Origin of the sequence: Burkholderia sp. S-53, from assembly GCF_025560745.1 — a bacterium.
Classification (GTDB): domain Bacteria; phylum Pseudomonadota; class Gammaproteobacteria; order Burkholderiales; family Burkholderiaceae; genus Burkholderia; species Burkholderia pyrrocinia.
The window spans coordinates 2470625-2496256 of record NZ_CP090483.1 but is presented as its reverse complement, the minus strand read 5'-3'; the positions used below and the strand labels follow the sequence as shown (position 1 = coordinate 2496256).

Genomic DNA, 25632 nt, shown 5'->3' with positions numbered 1-25632 from the left:
CCACGATCATCAAGAAACGACAACAGGACTGGAGGAGAACATGAGGAAGATCTATCGATTCGCACTGCCAATGATGGCGGGCGCGCTCACTGCGAGCGGTGCAATGGCGCAGAGCAGCGTGACGCTGTATGGCATCGTCGACCAGAGCATCCGCTACACGACGCATGCCGACGCGTCGAACGATGCAAGCGTGCAGATGACCAACGGCGCGATCACGAACAGCCGCTGGGGGCTGAAGGGCAGCGAGGCGCTCGGCGGCGGGCTGAAGGCGATCTTCCGGCTCGAGAGCGGCTTCGAGCCGCAGAACGGGCAGCTCGACGGCGCGCTGTTCGGCCGCTACGCGTATGTCGGCGTCGCGAGCGACTGGGGCACCGTGAAGCTCGGCCGCCGGGCGACCGAGGCGTTCAACCTGTTCGGCGATCTCGATCCGCTGACGGTCGGCAACTATACGGCCAACATGTGGCCGTACTTCCTCACGCAAGGCCGCGCGAGCAACGTCGTCAGCTACGACGGCACGTTCGGCGGGCTGAACGTCGGCGCGAGCTACGGCTTCGGCGGCGTCGCGGGCAGCCTCGGCGCGAACGCGTACTGGGGCACGCACGTGTCGTACACGCAGGGCGGCCTGATGGTCGGCGCGACGTACCAGCAGGTGCGCGACCTGAACAGCCGCGCGCAGCAGGCCTGGGGCGCGGGCGCGCGCTACGCGTTCGGCGCGGCGACGCTGTACGCGGGTTATCTCGGCGGCATCGACCGCACGGGCGTGCTCGACCAGGCGCTGCTGAACGCGCCGGGCCGCCAGGTGAGCTACGGTTCGTTCGCGGACAACCCGCGCCGCGACGCGATCTTCTACACGGGCGCGAGCGTCAAGGTCACGCCGGCCGTGTCGGTGACGGGCGTCGCGTATTACGACGACATCCGCAACGTCAACGGCATCGCCGGCAACGGCGGCAAGCGCTATACGGGCGTGCTCGAGGCGGAGTACGCGCTGTCGAAGGCGACCCAGGTCTACGCGACGGTCGACTACAACCGCGTGACCGGCGGCGCGTTCACCGAAATGCCCGGGCGCGGCAACCAGACGGGCGTCGCGGCCGGCCTGCGTCACCTGTTCTGAACCCGCGGCGCGCGGCGGCCGGCCGGTCCGGCGCCGGCCCGCGCGCCGCCGGCGTTTCGACCGGACAATCGCTTTCGAACGAGGTCATTCAATGCAACCTGAAGGGCAATTCCAGCACATCGCGGCGCGCGAACAAGGCCTGCGCCGCACGCTTTCCGCACGGCAGATGGCGATGATCGCGATCGGCGGCGCCATCGGCACCGGTCTCTTTCTCGGCAGCGGCTTCGCGATCGGCTTCGCGGGCCCGAGCGTGCTCGTCAGCTATGCGATCGGCGCATTCATCTCGCTGCTGCTGATGGGCTGTCTCGCCGAGATGACGGTCGCGCACCCGACATCGGGTTCGTTCGGCGCGTACGCCGAACATTACGTGAGTCCGTGGGCCGGGTTTCTCGTGCGCTACGCGTACTGGGCGTGCATCGTGCTCGCGGTCGGCACCGAGGTCACCGCGATCGCGCTGTACATGAAGTACTGGTTCCCCGGCGCGCCGGGCTGGCTGTGGATCGTCGGTTTCTCGGCGCTGCTGGTGTTCGTCAACGCACGCAGCGTCGACGTGTTCGGCGCGGTCGAATACGGCTTCTCGGTCGTGAAGATCGCGGCGATCGTCGGCTTCATCGTGCTCGGCGCGTATGTCGTGTTCGGCAATCCGGGGCTGGTCGGCGACGGCGCGGCGCGCGCGGGCTTCCACCATTACACGGGTCACGGCGGCTTCTTTCCGAAAGGACTGTGGGGGACGTGGGTCGCGGTGATCGTGTCGATCTTCAGCTACCTGAGCATCGAGATGATCGCGGTCGCAGCCGGCGAAGCGGAGGATCCCGAGCGTGCGGTCACGCGTGCGTTCCGCTCGACGATCGTGCGGCTGGTGCTGTTCTACCTCGTCACGCTCGCGCTGATGCTCGCGATCGTCCCGTGGACGGCGGCGGGGCGCGACGAAAGCCCGTTCGTGAAGGTGATGGAGGCGATCCACCTGCCGGGCGCGGCCGGGCTGATCAACTTCGTCGTGCTGGTCGCCGCGCTGTCCGCGATGAACAGCCAGCTCTACATCACGACGCGGATGATGTTCAGCCTGTCGCGCGCGGGGCATGCGCCGAAGGCGCTCGGCGAAGTGAACGCGCGCGGCGTGCCGTTCGGTGCGCTGATGCTGTCGACGCTCGGCATTGCGCTCGCGACGGTGCTGAGCGTGCTGTATCCGGACGCGTCGTTCACGATCATGATGGCGGTGTCGATGTTCGGCGCGCTGTTCACTTGGATGATGATCTTCGTCACGCACTACTGCTTCCGGCGGCGTCGCGCGGCGCTCGGCCTGCCGGCGCCGGCATTCCGGATGCGCGGCTTCCCGCTGCTGACGCTGCTCGGCGCGGGCCTGATGCTCGCGGTGATGGTGACAACCTACTTCACGGCCGAGTTCCACATGACGCTGATCTTCGGCATTCCGTTCCTGATCGCGCTGTCGGTCGTGTACGCGGTGTGGTATCGGCGTGCACGGCCGGTGCTGCAGCCGGAAGCGAAGTAGAGAAGTAGCGAAGGAGCGGCGGCTGCCTCGTGCTCAGCCCGCGAGCGCGGGCAGCGCGTCGATCGACGCGCGCACGTAGTCGGCGAAGCGCAGCGCCACCGGTTCGGCGGTGCCGCTGCGCTTCAGCGCGAGCGTGCGCGATTCGAGCGATGCATCCTTCAGCGGCCGGAACGCGAGCCGGTCGCTTTTCACCTGCTGGAGCACGCGCGGCACCAGCGCGATGCCCATCCCGAACTCGATCATCGACAGGATCGTCTGCCACAGCCGCGCCTCGTGGCGGATCAGCGGGTTGAATCCCGCGTTCACGCACTGCGCGATGATCAGGTCGTGATAGTGCGGCGCCGCTTCGCGCGGAAACAGGATGAACGGTTCCGCCGCGAGCGCGGCGAGCGCGACCTGCCTGCGCCGCGCGAGCGGATGCGCGGCCGGCAGGCAGCAGACGAACGGTTCCGCATAGACGGGCACCGATTCGACCTCGGGCGGGAAGCGGCCCCAGTGCGCATAGCCGAGATCGATCTGGCCGCGCTGGACCGCCTGCACCTGCGCCTGCGTGTTCATCTCGCTCAGCACGACCTCCACGCCCGGGTAGTCGGCCTCGAAGCGCCGCACCGCATCGGGCAGCCCGCGATACAGCATCGAATGGACGAAGCCGATCCGCAGCCGGCCCGCGAGGCCCGACGCGGAACGCACCGTCAGGCGCTCCGCCTCGGCGGCCTGCAGCAGCAGCCGGCGCGCTTCGCCGAGCAGCACCTCGCCCGCGTTGGTCAGCGCGACGGTCTTGTTGGTACGCGAGAAGAGCTGCACGCCGAGCGCATCCTCGAACTTGCGGATGTCGAAACTCAGCGCCGGCTGCGAGATGAACAGGCGTTTTGCCGCGCGCCCGAAATGCAGTTCCTCGGCGACCGCCACGAAGTAGCGCAACTGCCTCAGTTCCATGGTGCCTCCTCCCGGCGTCGGCATCGATAAGCGATATCTATCGTACCGGATAAATCCTGTATTGGACGCTTATCGATCGCGCGCCTACGCTCTGCGGAAGCCTTTGCACAGGACTGGCCGGGTGCCGCGGCGCCCGCTCCGGCCGATCTGCAGGCAACCCAGGAGACGCACGCATGAACGACACCCCCCGCACGCCGGATACCGGCGCATCCAACATCCCCGACAGCCGGGGCATCGATTTCTTCATCGCCGATCCAGACCTCGGCGCGCTGCTGAAGCTGCATCTCGGCGACGCGCCTTATGCCGAACTCGAGCCGCAGCTCCGTGCGCTCGGCGCGCGCGTGTCGGGCGAGCTCGACGAATGGGCGTCGCGCGCGGACAAGCATCCACCCATGCTCGAGCACCGCAACCGGCGCGGCGAGGCCGTGCAGCGGATCGACAAGGATCCCGCGTATGTCGCGCTCGAACGCGTCGCGTATTCGGAGCTCGGGCTCGCGTCGCTGAGCCACCGGCCCGAATCCGTGCCGCCGCTCGTCAAGTACGCGCTGACGTTCCTGTTCGTGCAGGCGGAATTCGGGCTGTGCTGCCCGGTCAGCATGACCGATTCGCTGACGCGCACGCTGCGCCGCTTCGGCGATCCGGCGCTCGTCGCGCGCTACCTGCCGATGCTTGCGTCGCGCGACTTCGACACGCTGTACCAGGGCGCGATGTTCATGACCGAGCAGGCGGCCGGCTCCGACGTCGGCGGCATCGCGACGCGCGCGTCGCGCGACACCGACGCGCACGGCGAGACCGTCTGGCGCCTGACCGGCGACAAGTGGTTCTGCTCGAACGCGGATGCCGATCTCGCGATGGTGCTCGCGCGGCCCGACGGCGCGCCGGACGGCATCAAGGGCCTCGCGCTGTTCCTGCTGCCGAAGACGCTGCCGGACGGCACGCGCAACCGTTACCGGATCGTGCGTTTGAAGGACAAGCTCGGCAGCCGTTCGATGGCGAGCGGCGAGATCGCGCTCGAAGGCGCGCAGGCCTACCTGATCGGCGAGATCGGCCGCGGCTTTCACCAGATGGCCGACATGATCAACATGTCGCGGCTGTCGAACGGCGTGCGCGCGGCCGGGCTGATGCGGCGCGCGCTGAACGAGGCGCTGCACGTCGCCGCGCATCGCGAGGCGTTCGGCCGCAAGCTGATCGAGATGCCGCTGATGCAGCGCCAGTTGATGAAGATGCTGCTGCCGGCCGAGGCCGCGCGCGCGATGTTCATGCAGATCGCGCTGCTGCTGCCGCAGGCCGACGCGGGCGACGAGCAGGCCGCGCGCTGCGTGCGGATCCTGACGCCGCTGATCAAGTTCCGTGCGTGCCGCGATGCGCGCCGCGTGACGGGCGACGCGATGGAAGTGCGCGGCGGCACCGGCTACATCGAGGAGTGGAGCGACGCGCGGGTCGTGCGCGATGCGCATCTCGGCTCGATCTGGGAAGGCACCAGCAACATCGTCGCGCTCGACGTCGCGCGGGCCGCGCAGCGCGAGCACGCGCTCGACGCGCTGCGCGCGTTCCTCGGCGACCGGCTCGGCGCGGCGCCGCTGCCCGACGCGAGCCGCGCGGCGCTGCGGCGCGTTCTCGCGCGCGCATGCGATGCGCTCGAGCGGGTCGCGGCGGAAGGCGACGACGCGCGCGTGCGGCAGGCTGCCTCTGCGCTGTACTACACGAGCGCGGCCGTGCTGATGGCCTGCGAGGGCGTGCGGCTCGCGCCGGATTTCCGGCGCCTCGCGCTCGCGCACCTGATCGTGCGCCACAAGCTGCTGCCGGTCGATCCGCTCGCGCCGGCGTCGCGCGACGACGAATCGGCCGCATTCGACGCGCTGCTGCGCGGCACGCCGATCGCGCTCGACACGGCGCTCGACCTGCTGCCGGAGGTCGAGCGATGAACGCGACGCGTGGCGCACTGGACGGCCTGAAGGTCGTCGACCTGAGCCGCGTGCTCGGCGGCCCGTACTGCACGCAGGCGCTCGCCGACCACGGCGCGACGGTGATCAAGATCGAGCCGCCGGACGGCGACGAAACACGCGGCTGGGGGCCGCCGTTCCTCGGCGATACCGCGTGGTACTTCATGGGCGTCAACCGCAACAAGGAAGGGCTCGCGCTCGACCTGTCGCGCGACGAAGGGCGCGCGATCCTGTGGCGCCTGCTCGACGAGGCCGACGTGCTCGTCGAGAACTTCAAGCCCGGCACGCTCGCGCGCTGGGGGATGGACTATGCGCGCGACCTGCAGCCGCGCTTCCCGCGCCTGATCCACTGCGCGGTGACGGGCTTCGGCGCGGACGGCCCGCTCGGCGGGCTGCCCGGCTACGACGCGGTGATCCAGGCGATGGCGGGGCTGATGAGCGTGAACGGCGAGCGAGACGGCGACGCGACGCGTATCGGCCTGCCGATCGTCGACATGGTCACGGGGCTCAACGCGCTCGCGGGCATCCTGCTGGCGCTCGCGGAGCGCGAGAAGAGCGGGCGCGGGCAGTCGGTCGACATCGCGCTGTACGACTGCGGCGTGTCGCTGCTGCACCCGCACTTGCCGAATTTCTTCGGCTCGGGGCACGTGCCGGCGCGCAGCGGCAACGCGCACCCGAACATCGCACCGTACGACAGCTACCGCACGGCGACCGTGCCGATCTTCGTCGCGGTCGGCAACGACCGGCAGTTCGCGCGGCTCGTCGCACATCTCGGCGCGCCGGAGCTCGCGGCCGATCCGCGCTTCGTCGACAACCGCAGCCGCTGCGCGCACCGGCCCGAGCTGAAGGCCGAACTGGAAGCGCGGCTCGCCGTGCACGCGTGCGAGCCGCTCGCGCGCGACCTGATGGCGGCCGGCGTGCCGTGCGGGCCGGTGCGAACGGTGGCCGACGTCGCGCACGATCCGCATGCGCTGCACCGGAACCTGTTCGTCGAGATCGGTGCGTATCGCGGCACCGCGTCGCCGGTGAAGCTGTCGCGTACGCCGGCCACCTACCGAACGCCGCCGCCCGCGCTTGGCCACGACACGCGCGCGGTGCTCGATCGGCTCGGCGTCGATCGCGCGCTTCAGCAGCAACTGCTCGATGCCGGCGTGCTGAAAACGGCACCCGGCCAGGCGCCCGGCTAGGCGCCGCCAACCGACACAACGCCGCCGGCCGGCGGCGTTATGCCGGCCACCCGGGAAAGGCGCGCGGCAGTCGCGCCCCCGATCACACACTGGAGACATCGATGAGCCGTCCGCAATCCCCGCCCGCCGCGCATCCGCGGCCTGGCCGCGCCGCCTTCGCGGCGTTCGTCGGCACCACGATCGAGTGGTACGACTTCTACATCTACGGCACAGCCGCGGCGCTCGTGTTCGGCAAGGTGTTCTTTTCGAGCACGATGGACCCCGGCGTCGCGACGCTGCTCGCGTTCGTCACGTTCTGGGCCGGCTTCGCCGCGCGGCCGCTCGGCGGGATCGTGTTCGGGCATCTCGGCGATCGCGTCGGCCGCAAGACCGCGCTCGTGATCACGCTGGTGATGATGGGCCTCGCGACGACCGGCATCGGCCTGCTGCCCGGTTACGCGCAGATCGGCGTATGGGCGCCGGCCGGCCTCGTCGTGCTGCGTGTGCTGCAGGGCATCGCGGTCGGCGGCGAGTGGGGCGGCGCGGTGCTGATCGCGAGCGAGAACGCGCCGAAGCACAAGAGCATCCTGTACGCGGCGTTCGCGCAGCAGGGCTCGCCCACCGGCAACCTGCTCGCGACGGCCGCGTTCTTCGCGCTGAGCGCATTGCCGACGCCGTCTTTCCTGATGTGGGGCTGGCGCATTCCGTTCCTGCTGTCGGCCGTGCTCGTGATCATCGGCATGGTGATCCGGCTGAAGCTCGAGGAATCGGTCGACATGCAGCGCGTGCTCGCTCGCAAGCGCACGGTGAAACTGCCGCTGCGCGACGTCGTGCGCGATCACTGGGTGGTCGTGCTGCTCGCGGCCGGCACGCTGCCGGTGATCAACGTCACGTACTTCCGCAGCACGTTCGCGCTGTCGTGGGCGACGAAGGAGCTCGGCTACGCGCAGGGCACGTTCCTCGGCATCCTGTCGATCTCGCTCGTCGTGCAGTTCCTGTTGCAGCCGGTCGGCGCGTGGTTCGTGTCGAAGGTCGACATGCGTCGCGCGATGTGCTGGATCCTGATTCCGGAAATCGTGCTGATGCCGGTGATGTTCCATGCGCTCGCGACGCGCTCGTACTGGGTGGCCGTCGCGGGCATGTGCGTCTCGACGATTCCGTCCGCGATGTTCTACGGCGCGGTCGGCGGCGTGCTCGCACGCGTGTTTCCGGCCAACATCCGCTACACGGGCCTGTCGCTCGCGTATCAGCTGAGCGCGCTCGTCGTCGGCGGCGGCACGCCCGTGCTCGCGCAGGCGATCCTCAACGCGACGGGCAGCATTGTCGGCGTCGCGGTTGCGTCGGGGCTTTACGCGCTCGTGTCGCTCGTCTGCATGCTGGCGCTGCTGAACCGCACCGGGTATCGCGCCGACGAACTGTCGACCGCCGAGCGCACCGATGCCGCGGAATGGGGTACCGAAGGCGGAGGTGTCGAAAACGCGGCCGGCGGGGCGCAGCAGCCGGGCGACGGCGGTGCGTTGAAACCGGCGGGTTGAATCGCACCGATCGCGCGACCCCAAAAGGAAAACGGCACCGTGCGATACACGGTGCCGTTTTTCGGATCACGCGGCCGGCAGGCCGCCGGCTTCGCGCATCACGGCATCAGCCTTCCGTCGGCGGCACGTAGCCGGACGCCTGGTCCGCGCCGTCGCCGAAGAAGTACTTTTCGGTCTGCTTCATCAGGTACTGGCGTGCACGCGGGTCTGCCATGTTCAGGCGGTTTTCGTTGATCAGCATCGTCTGCTGCTTGAGCCAGCCCTGCCATGCTTCCTTCGAGACGCTTTCATAGATGCGCTTGCCGAGTTCGCCCGGCAGCGGCGGGAAATCGAGACCTTCGGCTTCCTTGCCGAGCTTCGCGCATTGAATCATACGGGCCATCGTGTACTTCTCCTGTAATCGGACTGGGGGAGGGCAGTCGTGCCTGCGCTCAGAGCTGCTTCATCAGCACGAGCGACTTGCGCTGCCAGTTATAGAGCTTGCGGCGGTCTTCCGGCAGGTCGTCGACGCTGACCTTGACGAAGCCGCGCTTGAGGAACCAGTGCTCGGTGCGCGTCGTGAGCACGAAGATGTGCGTGAGGCCGCGCGCGCGGGCGCGCTGCTCGATGCGCTTGAGCAGGCGCTCGCCGTCGCCCGAGCCCTGCGCTTCCGGCGCGACCGTCAGGCATGCCATCTCGCCGATCTTCTCCAGCGGATACGGATAGAGCGCCGCGCAGCCGAACAGCACGCCATCGTGCTCGATCACCGAGAAGTGGTCGATGTCGCGCTCGATCTGGTGGCGGCCGCGCCGCACCAGCGTGCCGTCCGTCTCGAGCGGCTCGATCAGCGACAGGATGCCGCCGACGTCGTCCGGCGTCGCTTCGCGCAGGCTCTCGAGGTTCTCGTACGAGATCATCGTGCCGACACCGTCGTGCAGGAACAGTTCCAGCAGCATGCTGCCGTCGAGCGATTGCGGGATCAGGTGCGCACGGGTCACGCCGCCACGGCAAGCGCGGATCGCGTGCTTCAGGAAGAACGCGTCGTCGCCTTGCAGGTCACCGGAATCGAGCAGGTCGGCGGCCGAATCGAGCGACATTTCGCGGATCAGCTCGCCTTGGTCGTCGACGATGCCGGGGCCGTCGGTCAGGAACACGATCTTGTCGGCGCGCAGCGCGATCGCGGCGGCCGACGCGACGTCTTCCATCGACAGGTTGAACGCCTCGCCGGTCGGCGAGAACCCGAGCGGCGACAGCAGCACGAGCTTGCGGCTCGCGAGCGAATGACGGATCGATTCGGCGTCGATCTTGCGCACGATGCCCGTATGCGCGAAATCGACCCCGTCGAGAATCCCCACCGGCCGTGCGGTCACGAAGTTGCCCGACACGACGCTGATGTGCGCGTGCGCCATCGGCGAGTTCGGCAGACCCTGGCTGATCGCGGCCTCGATGTCGAGACGCACTTCGCCGGCGGCTTCCTTCGCGGATTCGAGCGCGCGCGCATCGGTGATGCGCAGGCCGTGCGAAAACTCGGATTCGACACCATGCAGGCTCAGCTGCTCCTCGACCTGCGGGCGCGAGCCGTGCACGAGCACGATCTGGATGCCCATCGCCTGCAGCAGCGCGATGTCGGACACGAGCGCGTTCAGCAGCCCCTGCTGCACCACCTCGCCGCCGAACCCCACGACGAACGTGCTGTTGCGGAACTTGTGGATATAGGGCGCGACGGAGCGCATCCAGTCGACGAACTGCGCGTGGCTGGCGGCCGAATCGTCGGCAGCCGGCGGCGTCGCGGCGCCGGTCTGGGCGGGAGGGAGGTCGGTTTGGGAATTCATGGGCGGGATTATAATGCGCCCCCATGTCGAATGTACCTAAAAGTCCCGCGCCGACGCGGGCCAAAGCGCCGTCGGCCCGGCACCCGGATGGTGCGGCCGATGCGCGCCAGCAGCAGGGCCAGCCGCCGCGCCAGCAGCAGGACAAGCAGGCGGGCCAGCCGCCGCGCGGGCCGCGCGGCGACGAACGCCGCAGCGATGCGCGCCAGCCGGCCGCGGCAACCGATGCAACGCGCGCAGCAGAGGCACGCACCCCGCGCCGCGAGCGTCCGCCGCGCGCCGCCGTCGCCCCGAATCCCGTTCCGCCGATCACGTACCCCGAAAGCCTGCCGGTGTCCGGCAAGCGCGACGAAATCGCGCGCGCGATCGCCGGTCACCAGGTTGTCATCGTCTGCGGCGAAACGGGCTCGGGCAAGACCACGCAGTTGCCGAAGATCTGTCTCGATCTCGGCCGCGGCCTCGGCGCCGGCGGCACGGGCCTGATCGGCCATACGCAGCCGCGGCGTCTCGCCGCGTCGTCGACCGGCCGCCGGATCGCCGAGGAACTCGGCACGCCGTTCGGCGAGGTGGTCGGCTACAAGGTGCGCTTTACCGACAACCTCGCGCCGGGCGCGTCCGTGAAGCTGATGACGGACGGCATCCTGCTCGCCGAGACGCAGACCGACCCGCTGCTGAAGGCGTACGACACGCTGATCATCGACGAGGCGCACGAGCGCAGCCTGAACATCGACTTCCTGCTCGGCTACCTGAAGGAAATCCTGCCGAGGCGGCCGGACCTGAAGCTGATCGTCACGTCCGCGACGATCGACGCCGACCGCTTCGCGCGCCATTTCGGCACCGACGAGCGCCCGGCGCCCGTGATCGAAGTGAGCGGGCGGCTGTATCCGGTCGAGATGCGCTACCGCCCGGTGGCCGAGGATCGCCCGGCCGTGAAGCATGCCGAGGGCACGGCCGGCCGTGACCGCGTGAAGACCGCGCGCGAAGCCGAGCGCGACCTGATGGACGCGATCGTCGACGCGGTCGACGAGCTGTGCCGCGAGGGCCCCGGCGACGTGCTGGTGTTCCTGCCCGGCGAGCGCGAGATCCGCGAGGCGGCCGAGGCGCTGCGCAAGCACCATCCGCCGCACACCGAGATCCTGCCGCTGTTCGCGCGGCTCTCGGCGGCCGACCAGGACAAGGTGTTCAAGGCGTCGAACGCGCGCCGCATCGTGCTCGCGACCAACGTGGCCGAGACGTCGCTGACGGTGCCGGGCATCCGCTACGTCGTCGACACCGGTCTCGCGCGCGTGAAACGCTATTCGTACCGGAACAAGGTCGAGCAACTGCAGGTCGAGTCGATCTCGCAGGCCGCGGCGAACCAGCGCGCGGGCCGCTGCGGCCGCGTGGCCGACGGCGTCTGCATCCGCTTGTACGAGGAAAGCGACTATCAGGCGCGCGTGCGCTTCACCGATCCGGAAATCCTGCGCTCGTCGCTCGCGTCGGTGATCCTGCGGATGAAGTCGCTGCACCTGACCGCGATCGAATCGTTCCCGTTCCTCGAACCGCCGCCCGGCCGCGCGATCGCGGACGGCTACCAGTTGCTCAACGAGCTCGGTGCGGTCGACGACGACAACGCGCTGACGCCGCTCGGCCGCGAACTCGCACGGCTGCCGCTCGACCCGCGCGTGGGACGGATGATTCTTGCCGCGCGCGACCAGCAGTCGCTGCGCGAGGTGCTGATCATCGCGAGCGCGCTGTCGGTGCAGGATCCGCGCGACCGGCCGATCGAAGCGCAGGAGCAGGCCGACCAGGCGCACCGCCGGTTCGCCGACGAGCGTTCCGAATTCCTGCAGTGGCTGAAGATCTGGGCGTGGTTCGAAGAGGCCGTCGCGCACAAGAAGTCGAACCGGCAGCTCATTGACGCGTGCCGGCAGAACTTCCTGTCGCATTTGCGGCTGCGCGAGTGGCGCGATGTCCATTCGCAATTGCTGACTGTCGTGCGCGAACACGGCTGGCGGCTCAACGAAGTCGAGGCGACCTACGAACAGGTCCATCTGGCCCTGTTGACGGGCCTGCTCGGCAACCTGGGCCTGAAGGCCGACGACGATCCGCACTATCTCGGCGCGCGCGGGATCAAGTTCTACCTGTGGCCGGGCTCGGTGCTCGCGAAGAAGGCCGGCCGCTGGGTGATGGCGGCCGAGCTCGTCGAGACGAGCCGGCTGTACGCGCGCTGCCTCGCGAAGATCGAGCCCGAATGGGTCGAGAAGATCGGCGCGCACCTGCTGAAGAAATCGCTGTCGGAGCCGCACTGGGAAAAGCGCCCGGCGCAGGTCAGCGCGTACGAGCGCGCGACGCTGTACGGGCTGCCGATCTATCACCGCCGGCGCGTCGCGTTCGGCAAGCAGGATCCGGCGCGCGCGCGCGAGCTGTTCATCCGCGGCGCGCTGGTCGAAGGCGAGTTCGACACGAAGCTCGCGTTCTTCGCGCACAACCGCAAGCTGCTCGCCGACATCGAGCAGCTCGAGCACAAGTCGCGCCGGCAGGACGTGCTGGTCGACGACGAGCTGATCTACGCGTTCTACGACCAGGCGATTCCGGAAGGGATCCACACGGGCGTCGCGTTCGAGCGCTGGTATCGCGACGAGGTGAAGCAGGGCGGCCAGCCCGAAGACAAGCTGCGGCTGCTGTACCTGTCGCGCGACGACCTGATGCGCCACGAGGCGGCCGGCGTGACGACCGAGCTGTTCCCGAAGCGCGCGACGATGGCCGGCGTCGAGATGGCGCTCACGTACCACTTCGAACCCGGCACGCCGCGCGACGGCGTGACGCTCGCGGTGCCGCTGTACGCGCTGAACCAGGTCGACGCGCGCCGCTGCGAGTGGCTCGTGCCGGGGATGCTGAAGGAAAAGGTGCAACTGCTGCTGAAGTCGCTGCCGCAGAAGCTGCGCCGCCACTGCGTGCCGCTGCCCGAGTACGCGGCCGGCTTCGTCGAGCGGATGGGGCGCGAGCGCTTCGGCGCGGGCGGGCTCGTCGAGGCGCTGATCGCCGACGTGCGCGGCGAGACGCAGGTCGCGATGAAGACGGCCGACTTCAAGCTCGAGACGCTGCCCGCGCATCTGTTCATGAACTTCAAGGTGATCGACGAGCACGGCCGCCAGCTCGCGATGGGGCGCAATCTCGCGCAGCTTCGCCAGGAGCTCGGCGCGCAGGCGCAGCAGCAGTTCCAGAAGATCGCGGCGGCGTCGACGATCTCGCCCGGCGGCGAGGCCGATGCCGGGCCGGCAGCCGGCACGGCGCCGGCGCCGGTCGCCACGGCCGGTGCCGCCGGGCGTGGCGCGAAGGCCGGCAAGGGCGCGGCGCCGCAGACGGCCGCTCCGGCGGAAGCCGGCGCGACGGCGCTGTACGAGAACCTGACGACGTGGAATTTCGGCAAGCTCCCCGAGTTGCTGGAGATCCGCCGGCGCGGCCAGACGCTGTACGGCTACCCGGCGCTCGTCGATCGCGGCACGCATTGCGACGTCGAGGTGTTCGATTCGCCGGAAGAGGCCGCGCGCATCCACCGCGCCGGCCTGCGGCGGCTGTTCGCGCTGCAGCTGAAGGAGCCGATCAAGTTCCTCGAAAAGAACCTGCCGGGCCTGCGCGAGATGGCGATGCAGTACATGTCGCTCGGCACGCAGGACGAGTTGCGCGACCAGTTGATCGACACGGCGCTCGACCGCGCGTGCCTGCAGGATCCGCTGCCCGACGACGACGCGAGCTTCCACGCGCGGCGCGACGAGGGCCGCAGCCGCCTGAACCTGCTCGCGCAGGAAATCGCGCGGCTCGTCGGGCAGATCCTGGCCGAGTACGCGGGGCTCGCGAAGAAACTCGCGCAGGCCAAGCCGTTCGCGCAGGCGCACGCGGATCTGCAGCAGCAGCTCGCCGCGCTGGTCGGCAAGCGCTTCGTGATCGATACGCCTTACGTGCAGCTTGCGCACTTCCCGCGCTACCTGAAGGGCATCGCGCTGCGGATCGACAAGCTGAAGGCCGATTCGGCGCGCGACGCGAAGCAGTCCGCGGACCTGTTGCCGCTCGCCCAGCAGTACCAGCGCGCGGTGTCGCAGCGCGGCGGCGTCGCCGACCCGCGGCTCGCGGAATTCCGCTGGCTGCTCGAGGAACTGCGAATTTCGCTGTTCGCGCAGGAACTGCGCACGCCGATGCCGGTCTCTGTCAAGCGCCTGCACAAGGTCTGGGAGTCGATGCAGCGCTAGCGCAACATCGGTTTTCCGGGTCAGCACCGGCGGCCGGCCCCGGCCGGCCGCACGGCGTATGCCGCGCCGGCCTGTCCGGCCGTTGCGGCGTGCGTCGAAGTGGCGCAACGGCGGTTTACGTCAACCGGCGAGGCTGGTTGAACGTTTTACAATGACGGTTGTTCCACGACGTGAGTCTTCATGCGCACTTTCCTTTCCCTCGGCCGCACGCTCGCGCTGGCCGCCGCCGTGCTGGCGCCCGCCGCACACGCGAATAACGTGATCGTCCTCAATTCGGCCGAAGCGACGCTTTCCCTGATCGACCAGCAGACCCGCGAGGTCGTCGGCACGATGCCGACCGGCAAGGAACCGCACCACCTGATGGCGACGCCCGACAATTCGTCGCTGATCGTCGCGAATTCGGTCTCGAACAGCCTGATGTTCGTCGATCCGAAGACGGGCAAGCTGCAACGCACGGTCGAAGGCATCGAGGATCCGTACCAGCTCGGCTTCTCGCCCGATCACAAGTGGTTCGTGTCGACCGGGCTGCGCCTCGATCGCCTCGACATCTACAGCTACGACGGCCGTGACGTGAAGATCGCGAAGCGCCTGCCGCTCGCGGTGATGCCGAGCCACCTCGCGTTTACGAAGGACAGCAAGACGGTGCTCGTGTCGCTGCAGGTGTCCGGCGAGATCGCGGCGGTCGACCTCGCTACCCAGACGGTCAAGTGGAAGATGCCGGTCGGCAAGGTGCCGGCGGGCCTGTGGCTCACGCCGGACGACAAATTCCTGCTCGTCGGGATGACTGGAGCGGATTACGTCGCGGTCGTCGACTGGCGCAACCAGAAGGTCGTCAAGCAGATCTACACGGGCAAGGGCGCGCACAACTTCCGCTCGCTCGCCGACGGCACGCACGTCGCGATCACGAATCGGGTCGCGAACACGATCAGCATCATCGACGAGAACACGCTCACCAACGTCGGCGACATCACCGGCCTGCTGCCGGGCCCCGACGACATGGAGCTGTCCGCCGACAAGAAGACGTTGTGGGTCACGTTCCGCTTCGCGAAGAAGGTCGGGATCATCGACCTCGCGTCACGCAAGCTGGTGCAGACGATCGCAGTCGGCCGCTCGCCGCACGGCATCTACTTCTACGACCGCGCGCCGTGGAAGGCGGCGAACGGCGCGTGACGGGCGGAGGCGAACGATGCTGCACCTGATCGATGCGTTCGTGTCGGACATCCAGACCTGGCTGTACGTCGATGTCGTGCAGCCGCTCCTCTTCAAGTTCAACCTGATGGACTATGACGAGGACACCTACGACGCGCTGTACTGGGTGATCATCGGCGCGCTGCAGATGGTGCTGATGTTCGCGCTGCTGCGCCCGCTCGAGGCGCTGCTGCCGGTCGAGCGCTGGAAGAACCGCCGCGCGGTGCGCGTCGACGTGATCTACACGGCGATCTCGAAGCTCGGCATCTACACGCTGTTCTTCTTCTTCGCGCTGCAGCCGGTATTCGACAGCTTCCAGGCATGGCTGCGCCTGCACGGCGTCGCGAACGTCAACCTCGACTATCTGTGGCCGGGCGTGACGTCGCAGCCGATCGTCGCGTTCGCGATCTATCTCGTCGTGCTCGACTTCGCCGGCTACTGGTATCACCGCTGGCAGCACAAGTTCGGCATCTGGTGGGAGCTGCACGCCGTGCACCACAGCCAGCGGCAGATGTCGCTGTGGTGCGACGACCGCAACCACCTGCTCGACGACGTGCTGCAGTCGTGCTTTTTTGCGTCGATCGCGCTCGTGATCGGCGTGACGCCGTCGCAGTTCGTCGTGCTGACCGCGTTCACGAACTTCATGCAGAGCATTCAGCACACGAATGCACGGCTGTCGTTCGGCTGGCTCGGCGAGCGCCTGCTCGTCAGCCCGATCTTCCACCGGCGTCACCATGCGGTCGGCTACGGCCACGAAGGCACCAAGTACGGCTGCAACTTCGGCGTGCTGTTCCCGTGGTGGGACATGATGTTCGGCACCGCGTCGTGGAACCGCACGGTCGAGCCGACCGGCATCCGCGAGCAGGTCGAAGGCGTGTCCTACGGCGAAGGCTTCTGGGCGCAGCACGGCCTCGCGTTCGTGCGGATCTTCCGGCGCCTGTTCCCCGCGAAGCGCGGCGCGGCGTCGGCCTGACCCGGCCACACTCCCGTTGAGCGACTCTCCCACGCGGCCCGCATGCGCTTTGGCGCATGCGGGCCGCGTGGTTTATCCTTTCCCCGTTTTTCTCCGTCGATACAGGCTCGCATGAACGATTTGCTGCGTTCCTTCATCCGGGCATTGGCGAGCGCATTGCATCCGCGCATGCTCTGGCTCACCCTGATGCCGTTCCTCGTCTCGGCCGTCCTGTGGGGCGTCTTGCTGTGGTTCTCGTGGCAGACGCTGCTGGACCTCGCGCGCGGCGCGCTCGACGGCTTCGTGCTGACGGCCGCGCTGTATCGCGCGTTCGACATGATCGGCATGTCGCAGCTGCATGCGGTCGTCGCGCCGTTCGTGGTCGTGTCGCTCGCGATCCCGCTGATCGTGCTGACCGTGCTGCTGCTGATTGCGACGATTTCGATGCCGGTCGTGATCAAGCACCTGTCGAACCGGCAGTTCGCGGCGCTCGAGGCGAAGCGGGGCGGCACCTTCTTCGGCAGCGTGTTCAATTCGCTGGGGGCGGCACTGGCCGGCGTGGTCGTGCTCGTCGTCACGATCCCGCTGTGGCTGATCCCGCCGTTCTTCGCGCTGCTGCCGCCGGTGATCTGGGGCTGGCTCACGTACCGCGTGATGACCTACGACGCGCTCGCGCTGCACGCGAGCCGCGACGAGCGCCGTGCGCTCGTGCGGCAGCACCGCTGGCCGCTGATCGGCATCGGCGTCGCGACCGGGCTGCTCGGCACCGTGCCGACCTTCGTGTGGGTATCGTCGGTCTGGATGATGGTGCTGTTTCCGTTCGTCGCAGCGGCCATGATCTGGGTTTACGCTTTCATCCTCGTCTTCTCGGCGCTGTGGTTCGGGCACTATTGCCTGCGCGCGCTGGAGGACCTGCGCGCGAGCGTGCGCGCCACCGCAATCGACATGGGGCAGGCATGAGCATCGGCATCATCATCATCGGCGACGAAATCCTCTCGGGCCGCCGGCAGGACAAGCATCTGGCGAAGGTCATCGAGCTGCTCGGCGCGCGCGGCCTCGCGCTCGACTGGGCCGAATACGTCGGCGACGATCCCGCGCGCATCACGGCGACGCTCGCGCGCGCGATCGCGTCGGGCGACATCGTGTTCTCGACGGGCGGCATCGGCGCGACGCCGGACGACCACACGCGCCAGTGCGCGGCCGCCGCGCTCGGCGTGCCGCTCGAACTGCATCCGGAAGCGAAGGTGCTGATCTCGGAGCGGATCCGGGAAACCCACGGCGATCCGGCCACGCCGGTCGACTTCGATTCGCCGGAGAACCAGCACCGCTTCAACATGGGCGTGTTCCCGGTCGGCGCGACGATCATCCCGAACGGCTATAACCGGATTCCGGGCTTCTCGGTCGGCGATCTGCACTTCGTGCCGGGCTTCCCGGTGATGGCCTGGCCAATGATCGAATGGGTGCTCGATACGAAATACGCCGACCTGCATCACGCGACGCCGCATGCGGAGCGCTCGTTGTACGTGTTCGAACTGCCGGAATCGACGCTCACGCCGTTGATGGAGCGCATCGAGCGCGACTTTCCGGGCGTGCGGGTGTTCAGCCTGCCGAGCGTCGGCGACGCGGAGCGCGGCGGCATCTATGCGCGCCGTCACATCGACCTCGGCGTGAAGGGCGAGCCGGAGGCGGTCGCGGCCGCGTTCGTGAAGCTGCGCGAAGGCGTGCACCTGCTCGGCGGCGACGTCGTCGAGCCCGACACGCCGCGCGCCTGACTCTCCGCACAAAAGCAACGGGCCGCGCAACGCGGCCCGTCATCGGCATGTCATCGCCCGGCTCGACGATGGGGTTGTCGCAACCGGTCGGGAGTGAGCGCCGTCAGGCGCCGATCCACGGCAGTTTGCGGAAGCACCAGCCGTCGACCGTCTTGCGGTGGCCTTCGGCGTCCTTTGCACCCTCGAAGCCTTCGAGCAGGTCGAACGCCTTCGTGAAGCCGGCCTGCGACGACGCGACCGCGGCGAGCTTCGAGCGCGCGGCGCTGCGGCACAGGAACAGTACGGGGGTATCGGGCGCGATGGCCGCTTTCAGTTCGGCGACGAATTCGGCGTTCGGCACGCCGCCCGGGTAGCGCGTCCATTCGAGGTGCAGGTACTGGCCGTCGCCAACGAGCGGGCGGCCGATCCAGTCGAGCTCGGCGCGGGTGCGCACGTCGACGAGGCGCGCCGACGGGTCGAGCTGCAGCAGTTCGAATGCCTCGACCGGCAGCAGTGCGCCGGCGTAGTTGAGCGCGCCTTGTGCGCGGCGTTCGTCGGCCTTCGCGTAAAGCTGGTCGAGCGTACTCATGGCGGGGAGTCTCCTTGTCGTTCAAACAAACATTCTAGCGCGGCGTCGCGGCACGGACGTCCGCATGCGGCACGGTGCACGCACTGCACCCGCTTTCACCAAAAGAGTGCAGAATGACGTGCATGCACCACAATGATTCCGCGAGCGCGGCGCATCGCGATGATTGCACCACTGCGGTGCGATCGGTTGGCGGCCTGAGCGGCACCGGGCCCCGGAATTGCGCAGCACAGCCCCGTCGCGGCGAGCGCCGGCGCGATTCGCGCCGGTCTTGCACAGAGGTGGCACGGAAGCTGCTTTATAGGTTTCGGTCGAATCGGGGCGCGCTGCGCCAAAGCAAGACCCCGATCAGCTCGATAAACGAGGCGGTTCCCAGTCCGCCGGAATTGTTCAATCAGGAGAAGAGGTTATGAGTAAAACCGTCGCCGACGTCATGCAGCTCGTGAAGGACGAGGACGTCAAGTTTGTCGATTTCCGCTTCACGGATACGCGCGGCAAGGAACAGCACGTGTCGGTGCCGGTTTCGGCGTTTGACGAAGACAAGTTCGAAAGCGGTCATGCATTCGACGGTTCGTCGATCGCGGGCTGGAAGGGCATCGAGGCGTCGGACATGCTGCTCATGCCGGACCCGACCGCCGCATTCGTCGACCCGTTCTATGAAGAGTCGACCCTCGTGCTGACCTGCGACGTGGTCGAGCCGGCCGACGGCAAGGGCTACGAGCGCGATCCGCGTTCGCTCGCGAAGCGCGGCGAAGCGTACCTGAAGAGCACGGGCATCGGCGACACGGCCTACTTCGGTCCGGAACCGGAATTCTTCATTTTCGACTCGGTCCAGTGGAACACGGACATGTCGGGCTGCTTCGTGAAGATCAACTCGGAAGAAGCACCGTGGTCGGCAGGCAAGGAATTCGAAGGCGGCAACACGGGCCACCGTCCGGGCACGAAGGGCGGCTACTTCCCGGTCGCGCCGGTCGACACGTTCCAGGACATCCGTTCGGAAATGTGCCTGCTGCTCGAACAGCTCGGCATCCCGGTCGAAGTGCATCACCACGAAGTGGCAGGCCAGGGCCAGAACGAAATCGGCACGAAGTTCTCGACGCTCGTGCAGCGCGCCGACTGGACGCAATGGTCGAAGTACATCATCCATAACGTCGCTCACTCGTACGGCAAGACGGCGACGTTCATGCCGAAGCCGGTCGTCGGCGACAACGGTTCGGGCATGCACGTTCACCAGTCGATCTGGAAGGACGGCCAGAACCTGTTCGCGGGCAACGGCTACGCCGGCCTGTCGGAACTGGCGCTGTTCTACATCGGCGGCATCATCAAGCACGCCCGTGCACTGAACGCGATCACGAACCCGACGACGAACTCGTACAAGCGTCTGGTCCCGCACTTCGAGGCACCGGTCAAGCTGGCCTACTCGGCACGCAACCGTTCGGCATCGATCCGCATTCCGCACGTGTCGAACCCGAAGGGCCGCCGTATCGAAACGCGCTTCCCGGATCCGATGGCGAACCCGTACCTGTGCTTCACGGCGCTGATGATGGCCGGCCTCGACGGGATCCAGAACAAGATCCATCCGGGCGAAGCAGCCGACAAGAACCTGTACGACCTGCCGCCGGAAGAGGATGCAAAGATCCCGACCGTCTGCGCAGGCCTCGACCAGGCACTCGAAGCGCTCGACAAGGATCGCGAGTTCCTGACGCGCGGCGGCGTGTTCACGGACGGCATGCTCGACGCGTACCTCGCGCTGAAGGAGCAGGAGCTGGCGAAGTTCCGCATGACGACGCACCCGATCGAGTTCGAGATGTACTACTCGCTGTAATCGGCGATGGCGCTTCGATTCAGCGCCGATTTGCCGGTTCGTTCCCGTCGCGCAGGCTGCGGCGGGAACGGCGGAGTCTGAAAGGGGACGGCGTCCAGCCGTCCCTTTTTTGTTCCGGTGATTTTCATTTTCTGGCCCGTTGAGGCGCGACAAGCACGCAGATGGTTCTGAAGAATCTGATCAAGGCGAAAACGGGGCAGCCCGAGCGACTGACGGACGACGAGCGGCTCTCGCGGTCGGGCCTGCTTGCGGGGCTGGAAGCGTTGCCGACGGTCGTGATCGTGCTCGACCGCAAGACGCTGCGGATCGCGTTCGCGAACCCGTCGGCGGAGGCGATGCTCGACATCTCGCGCCGGCAGCTCGCGCAGCGGCCGTGGGGCGAGATTTTTCCGAACGCGAACGAGCTCGCGTCGACGATCACCGCGATCGGCGAGGAGCGCTTTCACGCGACGCATCTCGATACCGTGCTCGACAGGCCCGGCCGCGAACCGCTGCACGTGCACGCGATCGTCGGCTTCCTCGAGACCGCGCCCGATTTCGTGCTCGTCGAGCTGTTCGAGAACGAGCGGCAGTCGCGCACCGATCGCGAGGAGCGCATCCACGACCTGACCGCGGTCAACAAGCAACTGATCCGCAACCTCGCGCACGAGATCAAGAACCCGCTCGGCGGAATTCGCGGCGCTGCCCAGCTGCTCGAATTCGAGCTCGGCGAGCGCGAGCGCGGCGAGTTGCGCGAATACACGCAGGTGATCATCAAGGAATCCGACCGCCTGCAGACGCTCGTCGACCGGTTGCTCGAGCCGCACCGGCATCCGCACATCGTCGGCGACGTGAACATTCATGAAGTGTGCGAACGCGTGCGCGCGGTGATGCTCGCGGAATTCCCGCGCGGGCTCACGATCGAGCGCGACTACGACGTGAGCGTGCCGGATTTGCGCGGCGACAAGGAGCAACTGATCCAGGCGCTCCTCAACATCGTGCGCAATGCCGCGCAGGCGCTGCGCGAGCGGATCGCGCAGGGCGACGCGAAGATCGAGTTGCGCACCCGCATCGCGCGCAAGATCACGATCGCGAAGCGCCTGTACAAGCTGGCACTGGACTTGCACGTGATCGACAACGGGCCCGGCATTCCGGAAGAGATCCGCGACCGGATTTTCTACCCGCTCGTGTCCGGGCGCGAAGACGGCAGCGGCCTCGGCCTCACGCTCGCGCAGACGTTCGTGCAGCAGCACGACGGGATGATCGAGGTCGAGAGCCGGCCCGGACGTACCGAATTTCAGATTCTGCTGCCGCTCGACCATTGAGCGGTAACAGCACGATTCACCGGATTCACCCATACCTGACCGACCTATGAAGCCGATCTGGATAGTAGACGACGACCAATCGATCCGCTGGGTGCTTGAAAAGGCACTCGCCCGGGACAGCTTCGCGACGAAGAGCTTCGCGAACGTGCGCGATGCGCTGGCCGCGCTCGACCACGAGACACCGCAGGTGCTCGTGTCCGACATCCGGATGCCGGGCGGCTCGGGCCTCGAGTTGCTGCAGGCGATGCACGAGCGGCTGCCGGGCCTGCCCGTCATCATCATGACCGCGTTCTCCGATCTCGACAGCGCCGTCGCCGCGTTCCAGGGCGGCGCGTTCGAATATCTCGCGAAGCCGTTCGATGTCGACAAGGCGGTCGAGCTGATCCGCCGCGCGGTCGAGGAAAGCCTGCGCGGCGGCGCGCCGCAGGACGAGCGCGTGGCCGAGGCGCCCGAGATGCTCGGCCAGGCGCCCGCAATGCAGGACATGTTCCGCGCGATCGGCCGCCTGTCGCATTCGGCGGCGACCGTGCTGATCACGGGCGAGTCGGGCACCGGCAAGGAGCTCGTCGCACGTGCGCTGCACCGTCACAGCCCGCGCGCGAACGGGCCGTTCATCGCGCTGAACACCGCGGCGATTCCGAAGGACTTGCTCGAATCCGAGCTGTTCGGCCATGAGCGCGGTGCGTTCACCGGCGCGCAGACGACGCGGCAGGGCCGCTTCGAGCAAGCCGAGAACGGCACGCTGTTCCTCGACGAAATCGGCGACATGCCGTTCGACCTGCAGACACGCCTGCTGCGCGTGCTGTCGGACGGGCAGTTCTATCGGGTCGGCGGGCACAACCCGTTGCGCGCGAACGTGCGCGTGATCGCCGCGACGCACCAGAATCTCGAATCGCGCGTGCGACAGGGGCTGTTCCGCGAGGATCTTTATCACCGGCTCAACGTGATCCGGCTGCGCCTGCCGCCGCTGCGCGAACGCAGCGAGGACATCGCGCTGCTCACGCGCCACTTCCTGCAGAAGAGCGCGCGCGATCTCGGCGTCGAGCCGAAGCGCGTGTCCGACGATGCGCTGGCGTACCTGACGTCGCTGGCGTTTCCCGGCAACGTGCGGCAGCTCGAGAACCTCGCGAACTGGCTGACCGTGATGGCGCCCGCGCAGACGGTCGAGATCAAGGATCTGCCGCCCGACCTCGTGCCGGCCGGTGCGCCGGTGGTCGCGACGGGCGACGGTGCGGATGCGCGCGGCAGCGGCGGCGATGCGGCGCTCGCGCAACCGGCGATCGGGGCGGCACCGATGGCGTCCGCGCCTGTCGCGGCCGCGCCGAACGGCGGCGCGCCGGCCGGCTATCCGCTGTGGGAGCACGGGCTGCGCACCGAAGTCGCGCGGCTGTTGCGCGAGAACTCGACCGACGTGATGGACGAGCTCGCGCGCCGCTTCGAAGCGGCCGTGATTCGCGAGGCGCTCGACTTCACGCGCGGCCGCAAGGTCGAGGCTGCGGAGCGGCTCGGCATCGGCCGCAACACGATCACGCGCAAGATCCAGGAACTCCATCTGGAGCCCTGAGCACGATTTGCGGCATGCGCGGGCATCGCGCATGCCGCGATCGGACATAATCGCGGTTTGCCCGTCGTTTCCCAATCCGCCGATCCGCAATGTCCGACTCCTTCCGCTGGCCCGCCGGGGCCGACCCGTTCCGTTTTCTCGAAGCGCTCGACAGCAAGCGCGCCCGCACGTGGGTCGACGAGCAGAACGCGCGCACGCGCGCCGCGCTGCGTGACGACGACGCGTATCGCGCGCTCACGGCGCGTCTTGCCAAAGCGTATCTGCCGCGCGAACGCCCGGTGATTCCGACCCGCTGGCGCGACTGGGCCTACGACCTGTGGCAGGACGATCTCCATCCGAAGGGACTGTGGCGCCGCACGCGCTGGGACGACTGGCGTGCCGGCCAGCCGGTGTGGGAAACGCTGCTCGACGTCGACGCGCTCGGCGCCGAGGAGGGCGAGTCGTGGGTGTTCGAGCAGGACGCGATCCTGTATCCGGACGGCGATCGCGCGCTGCTGTCGCTGTCGCCGGGCGGCGCCGACGCGGTCGTCGTGCGCGAGTTCGATCTCGTCGAACGCCGTTTCGTCGACGGCGGTTTCACGATCGACGAGCCGGGGCATCACACGATCGGCTGGATCGACCGCGACACCGTCTACGTGAGCTGGGATCGCGGCGAAGCGCATGCGACCGCGGCCGGCTATCCCTATGACGCGCGGCGCTGGGTGCGCGGCACGCCGCTTGCGGACGCGCCCGTCGTATTCCGCGGCGAACCCGACGACATCAGCGCGGGTGCGGGGTTCGATCCGATCGATCAGCGCCACGTCGCGTGGCGCAGCGTCGATTTCTTCGACGCGCATGCTTACCGGCTGACGGACGCGGGCGAGTGGGCGCGTTACGACGTGCCGACGCATGTCGAGGTCGGGTTCTGGGAAGGCTGGCTCGTGCTGGAGCCGCGCCTCGACTGGGATTGCGATGGCATGCGCCATGCGGGCGGCTCGCTGCTGGCGATCCGCGAGCAGGCGTTCCTGGCCGGGGCGCGCGAACTCACGACGCTGTTCGCGCCGCAACCGTCGACGTCCGCCTGCACGTGGACGAACACGCGAACGATGCTGATCGCGAGCTGGCTCGACGACGTGCACAACCGCACGATGCTGTGGCAGCCGCGGCAGGCCGACGACGGCACGTGGACGTGGGACGCGCGGCCGTTCGACTGGCCGGGCGACGCGCAGATCGACGTCGAGCCTGTCGAGTCGACGTTGAACGACGAGGTCTACGTCGACGTCGACACCTATCTCGATCCGCCCGAATGCTGGCTGGCCGATCTTGCCGATCGAGCGGCCGATGCGCCGTCGCGCCGCGTGCTGCTGGACCGGCCGCCGGTGCAGTTCGATGCGGCCGGGCTCGTCGTGCGCCGTGCCAGCGCGCGCTCGCGCGACGGCACGGTGGTGCCGTACACGCTGATCGGGCCGCGTGATGCACTTGACGCACTCGATGCGCCCGATGGCGCCGCGCGCGTCGCGCGGCCGTGCCTGCTGTCGGGCTACGGCGGCTTTGCGATCCCGAACCTGCCGGGCTACAGCGATGCATTCGGCATCGGGTGGCTCGAACGCGGCGGCGTCATGGCGTTCGCGCACATCCGCGGCGGCGGCGAGTTCGGGCCGCGCTGGCACGTCGACGCGCAGCGCGAACACCGGCAGCGTTCGTTCGACGACTTCATCGCGGTGGCCGAGGACCTGGTCGCGACCGGCGTGACGAGCGCCGCGCAGCTCGGGATCGAGGGCGGCAGCAACGGCGGGCTGCTGGTCGCCGCGTGCATGATGCAGCGGCCGGAACTGTTCGGGGCGGTGCTGTGCCGCGTGCCGCTGCTCGACATGCGCCGCTATCCGAAGCTGCACGCGGGCGCCGCGTGGCTCGACGAATACGGCGACCCGGACGATCCGCACGAGGGCGCGGCGCTGGCCGCGTATTCGCCGTATCACCGCGTGCGCGAAGGCGTCGCGTATCCGCCGCTACTGTTGACGACGTCGACGCGCGACGACCGCGTGCATCCCGCGCATGCGCGCAAGATGGCCGCGCGCATGCATGCGCTCGGTCACGAACGGGTGTGGTACTGGGAGAACACCGACGGCGGCCACGGCAGTGCCGACGATCTGGAACGCGCCGAATCCGACGCGGCCGAATTCGGGTTCCTGTGGGCCCATCTCGGGCCGGCACCCGCGCGGCGCTGAACGCGCGCGGGCTGCTA

At 68.2% G+C, this 25632-nt stretch carries 18 protein-coding genes; 14 read left to right on the top strand and 4 right to left on the bottom strand.

Going from position 1 to position 25632, the window contains the following annotated elements; genetic code table 11:
* Nucleotides 1-40: 40 nt before the first annotated feature.
* Together LXM88_RS16490 and LXM88_RS16485 are read left to right on the top strand one after the other, a co-directional pair.
* Nucleotides 41-1111 carry a porin gene (locus LXM88_RS16490; protein WP_412524109.1) on the top strand — a complete coding sequence of 357 codons (1071 nt, stop codon included), beginning with the start codon at nt 41-43 and terminating at the stop codon, nt 1109-1111.
* 91 nt (nt 1112-1202) lie between these two features.
* A complete protein-coding gene (locus tag LXM88_RS16485; protein ID WP_262534363.1) occupies nt 1203-2621 on the top strand; it encodes an amino acid permease in 1419 nt (472 codons plus the stop codon).
* Nucleotides 2622-2654: 33 nt separating this feature from the next.
* On the opposite strand, the gene LXM88_RS16480 is transcribed toward LXM88_RS16485, so the two are convergent.
* On the bottom strand, nt 2655-3557 hold the full coding sequence (locus LXM88_RS16480) for a LysR family transcriptional regulator (RefSeq protein ID WP_262534361.1): 903 nt from the start codon (nt 3555-3557) through the stop codon (nt 2655-2657).
* Between the two features lie 173 nt (nt 3558-3730).
* Here LXM88_RS16480 and LXM88_RS16475 point away from each other — a divergent pair, with 173 nt between their 5' ends.
* From LXM88_RS16475 to LXM88_RS16465, 3 genes are all read left to right on the top strand, one after another.
* On the top strand, nt 3731-5482 hold the full coding sequence (locus LXM88_RS16475; protein ID WP_262534358.1) for an acyl-CoA dehydrogenase family protein: 1752 nt from the start codon (nt 3731-3733) through the stop codon (nt 5480-5482).
* Nucleotides 5479-6687 carry a CaiB/BaiF CoA transferase family protein gene (locus LXM88_RS16470; protein ID WP_262534356.1) on the top strand — a complete coding sequence of 403 codons (1209 nt, stop codon included), beginning with the start codon at nt 5479-5481 and terminating at the stop codon, nt 6685-6687. The genes LXM88_RS16475 and LXM88_RS16470 overlap by 4 nt, the downstream gene beginning before the upstream one ends.
* Before the next feature lie 101 nt (nt 6688-6788).
* Nucleotides 6789-8201, top strand: a complete 1413-nt coding sequence (locus LXM88_RS16465) for an MFS transporter (RefSeq protein WP_262534355.1) — start codon at nt 6789-6791, stop codon at nt 8199-8201.
* Nucleotides 8202-8307: 106 nt separating this feature from the next.
* On the opposite strand, the gene LXM88_RS16460 is transcribed toward LXM88_RS16465, so the two are convergent.
* Nucleotides 8308-8583: an oxidative damage protection protein gene (locus LXM88_RS16460; protein WP_006478357.1), complete on the bottom strand. Its 276-nt coding sequence runs from the start codon at nt 8581-8583 to the stop codon at nt 8308-8310.
* Between the two features lie 49 nt (nt 8584-8632).
* The gene (argA, locus tag LXM88_RS16455) at nt 8633-10012 is read right to left on the bottom strand and encodes an amino-acid N-acetyltransferase (protein WP_262534309.1); all 1380 of its coding nucleotides are present in this window, start codon (nt 10010-10012) and stop codon (nt 8633-8635) included.
* Nucleotides 10013-10035: 23 nt separating this feature from the next.
* On the opposite strand from argA, the gene hrpA reads away from it, so the two are divergent.
* The 5 genes from hrpA (at nt 10036) to LXM88_RS16430 (ending at nt 18150) form a co-directional block, all read left to right on the top strand.
* Nucleotides 10036-14238 carry an ATP-dependent RNA helicase HrpA gene (hrpA, locus tag LXM88_RS16450; protein ID WP_262534307.1) on the top strand — a complete coding sequence of 1401 codons (4203 nt, stop codon included), beginning with the start codon at nt 10036-10038 and terminating at the stop codon, nt 14236-14238.
* A 180-nt stretch (nt 14239-14418) separates the two neighbouring features.
* Nucleotides 14419-15408 carry a YVTN family beta-propeller repeat protein gene (locus LXM88_RS16445; RefSeq protein WP_262534305.1) on the top strand — a complete coding sequence of 330 codons (990 nt, stop codon included), beginning with the start codon at nt 14419-14421 and terminating at the stop codon, nt 15406-15408.
* Between the two features lie 16 nt (nt 15409-15424).
* A complete protein-coding gene (locus tag LXM88_RS16440) occupies nt 15425-16399 on the top strand; it encodes a sterol desaturase family protein (protein ID WP_262534302.1) in 975 nt (324 codons plus the stop codon).
* A gap of 111 nt (nt 16400-16510) precedes the next feature.
* On the top strand, nt 16511-17338 hold the full coding sequence (locus LXM88_RS16435; protein WP_262534299.1) for an EI24 domain-containing protein: 828 nt from the start codon (nt 16511-16513) through the stop codon (nt 17336-17338).
* Entirely contained in the window at nt 17335-18150 is an 816-nt protein-coding gene (locus tag LXM88_RS16430) for a competence/damage-inducible protein A (RefSeq protein WP_262534297.1), read from the top strand. The genes LXM88_RS16435 and LXM88_RS16430 overlap by 4 nt, the downstream gene beginning before the upstream one ends.
* Before the next feature lie 103 nt (nt 18151-18253).
* Here LXM88_RS16430 and LXM88_RS16425 read toward each other — a convergent pair whose 3' ends face one another.
* The gene (locus tag LXM88_RS16425) at nt 18254-18718 is read right to left on the bottom strand and encodes a rhodanese-like domain-containing protein (protein WP_262534296.1); all 465 of its coding nucleotides are present in this window, start codon (nt 18716-18718) and stop codon (nt 18254-18256) included.
* A 406-nt stretch (nt 18719-19124) separates the two neighbouring features.
* On the opposite strand from LXM88_RS16425, the gene glnA reads away from it, so the two are divergent.
* The 4 genes from glnA to LXM88_RS16405 all read left to right on the top strand — a co-directional run bounded on the left by glnA (nt 19125) and on the right by LXM88_RS16405 (nt 25615).
* Entirely contained in the window at nt 19125-20540 is a 1416-nt protein-coding gene (gene glnA, locus LXM88_RS16420) for a type I glutamate--ammonia ligase (RefSeq protein ID WP_262534294.1), read from the top strand.
* Between the two features lie 161 nt (nt 20541-20701).
* Nucleotides 20702-21844, top strand: coding sequence for a nitrogen regulation protein NR(II) (gene glnL / locus LXM88_RS16415; RefSeq protein ID WP_262534293.1), 1143 nt, complete (start codon nt 20702-20704; stop codon nt 21842-21844).
* Between the two features lie 46 nt (nt 21845-21890).
* Complete coding sequence (ntrC, locus tag LXM88_RS16410; RefSeq protein WP_262534291.1) at nt 21891-23408, top strand: nitrogen regulation protein NR(I); 1518 nt, start codon at nt 21891-21893, stop codon at nt 23406-23408.
* An 89-nt stretch (nt 23409-23497) separates the two neighbouring features.
* Nucleotides 23498-25615 (top strand): prolyl oligopeptidase family serine peptidase, encoded by a 2118-nt coding sequence (locus tag LXM88_RS16405; RefSeq protein WP_262534289.1) that lies wholly within the window; start codon nt 23498-23500, stop codon nt 25613-25615.
* Nucleotides 25616-25632 lie beyond the last annotated feature (17 nt).